Raw genomic sequence first — 2,563 nt, 5'->3', positions numbered from 1 at the left:
TTACAAGGCTGTTATAGCGCTTGACAAGACGCTGATCCAGGCCAGAGATGTTAAATTGAAGAGCATGCTCTTCAATTTAACGCAAAGTTCAGGAATTGTGTAGATACCTATGCCTTTTAGGAGAGGGTCAGGGAGAGGTCGAATTATCCTTTCATCTCAGCAAAAGTTTCTTTAGCCGCTCGAATCGTGTAAGCAATATCTTCATCACTATGCGCAGCTGAAATAAAGCCGGCTTCAAAAGCAGATGGTGCAAGGTTTACGCCACGATTTAACATGCCATGGAAGAATTTACGGAACGCATCGACATCACATTTCAGCATAGAGTCAAAACTGGTGATATCTTCCTGATCGGTAAAGTAAAGACCAAACATACCACCGACTTGTTGCGTCTTAAACGGAATACCGGCTTCATCCGCAGCAGCTTGCAAGCCAACCAGCAGTTTCTCAAGTTGCGCAGACAATTTCTCATAGAAACCTTCAGCACGTAGATGTTTAAACATCTCAATTCCGGCACGCATTGCCAGCGGATTACCTGACAATGTACCTGCTTGGTATACCTTACCCAATGGTGCAATACATTCCATCACTTCACGTTTCCCACCGAATGCACCCACTGGCAGGCCTGCACCGATGATTTTACCCAATGTGGTTAAATCCGGAGTTACGCCGTAATGTGCTTGCGCGCCACCCAGTCCAACACGAAAACCTGTCATCACTTCATCAATAATAAACACTGAACCATGCTCATCACAGACATCACGAATCGCTTGCAGGAAACCGTCAATCGGTTTCACCAGGTTCATGTTGCCTGCGACTGGCTCAACAATCACGCCGGCAATTTCTGAACCAAATTTGGCAAAACATTCTTTTAAAGTCGCAATATCGTTATACGGAAGTGTCAGCGTATGTTTAGCAAAATCTGCCGGCACGCCTGCAGACGTCGCTTCTCCTTCACCACTGGTCAATAAACCAGAACCTGCTTTTACCAATAATGAATCCGAGTGACCGTGGTAACAGCCTTCAAATTTTACAATCTTGTCACGGCCAGTATAACCACGCGCTAAACGAATCGCGGTCATGGTCGCTTCTGTACCTGAGTTGGTCATACGAACCAGCTCAATCGATGGCATGATCTCGCAGATAATGTCTGCCAGTGTGGTTTCATGAACTGTGGGCGCACCAAAGCTCAAACCGTCTACTGCGGCATCCTGAACCGCTTTAATAATCGCTGGATGCGCATGACCCAAAATCATCGGCCCCCATGAACCTACATAGTCCACATAACGTTTGCCATCGACATCATACAGATACGCACCTTGGGCTTTTTCGATAAAGACCGGCGTCCCACCGACACTATTAAATGCGCGTACAGGTGAATTGACGCCACCCGGGATATGTTTATTGGCTTGTTTGAACAATTGTTCTTGCTTTGGAGATAAGCTCATGAAGGCACTCGACTCAAAATTAAATCAATCAAAAAATTTTATGCTGTAGCTTGAAAAAGCGCAGACCATTCATCTAAACGTTCAGGAATGGCATTCATAGGAAGTCCCAATATATCACTAATCACCGCGCAATAATCCGCACCTGACTCAATGACATCCTTGGAATTTTCAACCGTTAAACCACCAATGGCACATAAAGGTACATTCAATTTCTCTTTGGCCAGTTTTAAGGTTTCAAGACCAATATTACCCGCTTCAGGTTTACTATCAGTAGCATAAATTGCTCCAAATGCCACATAATTCGCACCATCGGCAATGGCCTGTTCAGCCAGCTCAAGTGAGTTATTACAGCTACGGCCAATCAACACGCCTTTAGGCAAACGCGCAACAGCGTCGACAATCGAACCATCATCCTGGCCTAAATGCACACCCACGCCGTATTTAACCGCCATTTCCAGATCATCATTAATCACGAAAGGTACAGCATATTCAGCACACATGGCTTTCATATACTCGATTTCGTAAATTTGATCTTCTTTCGCCACTTTTTTACGGCGATATTGCAAGACCGCAACACCACCATTGGCCATTGCACCTTCCAACTTCGCCAATAAAAGCTCTAATGGATCATCATTGGTAATTAAATATAAACCGCGCATCTTGCTCGCCACTTGCTAGGATGGCTCTATTATAGGCATAACTCGGTTTAATTGCCGCCATCTTGCTGTTTCTGAGACCAGGTAGCAACAGATTTGCAGTTTTTTAGCACAATTTATCAATTAAATCGTAAATATCACCATTTTCAGGGATATACGGACTTTCAAATCTGCGTTTTAATGGCCTTATAACAATAATTATAACGTGTTAATGCTTACGCCCTCCGACAAACGCTTTTAGGATTTTGCAGATAACTTGGTGGAGAAGTTGCAAAATTCTAAGAGCGATTTTTTTGTCTTTTTTTCGCCTGGCTCAAGCGTACTCAAATTAATTAATATAGGACTTACGCATTGACGGATTCAAAAAAGTATTACAATAGTTTATAACGTATCTGTGATCAGACGAACTAAACATGCTTCTACAGCAACTTGTACATTACCCATTTATATGGGCTTTCTCAT

At 43.5% G+C, this 2,563-nt stretch carries 2 protein-coding genes; both read right to left on the bottom strand.

The window, feature by feature from the left end:
• Positions 1-143: 143 nt before the first annotated feature.
• Positions 144-1,445 carry a glutamate-1-semialdehyde 2,1-aminomutase gene (hemL, locus tag AC1P5O_RS16395; protein WP_004729908.1) on the bottom strand — a complete coding sequence of 434 codons (1,302 nt, stop codon included), beginning with the start codon at positions 1,443-1,445 and terminating at the stop codon, positions 144-146.
• 38 nt (positions 1,446-1,483) lie between these two features.
• Positions 1,484-2,104: a thiamine phosphate synthase gene (gene thiE / locus AC1P5O_RS16390; RefSeq protein ID WP_004729909.1), complete on the bottom strand. Its 621-nt coding sequence runs from the start codon at positions 2,102-2,104 to the stop codon at positions 1,484-1,486.
• Positions 2,105-2,563 lie beyond the last annotated feature (459 nt).

Source organism: Prolinoborus fasciculus (assembly GCF_056724605.1).
The sequence above is the reverse complement of the archived record's forward strand: the minus strand, read 5'-3'. Positions and strand labels throughout refer to the sequence as shown.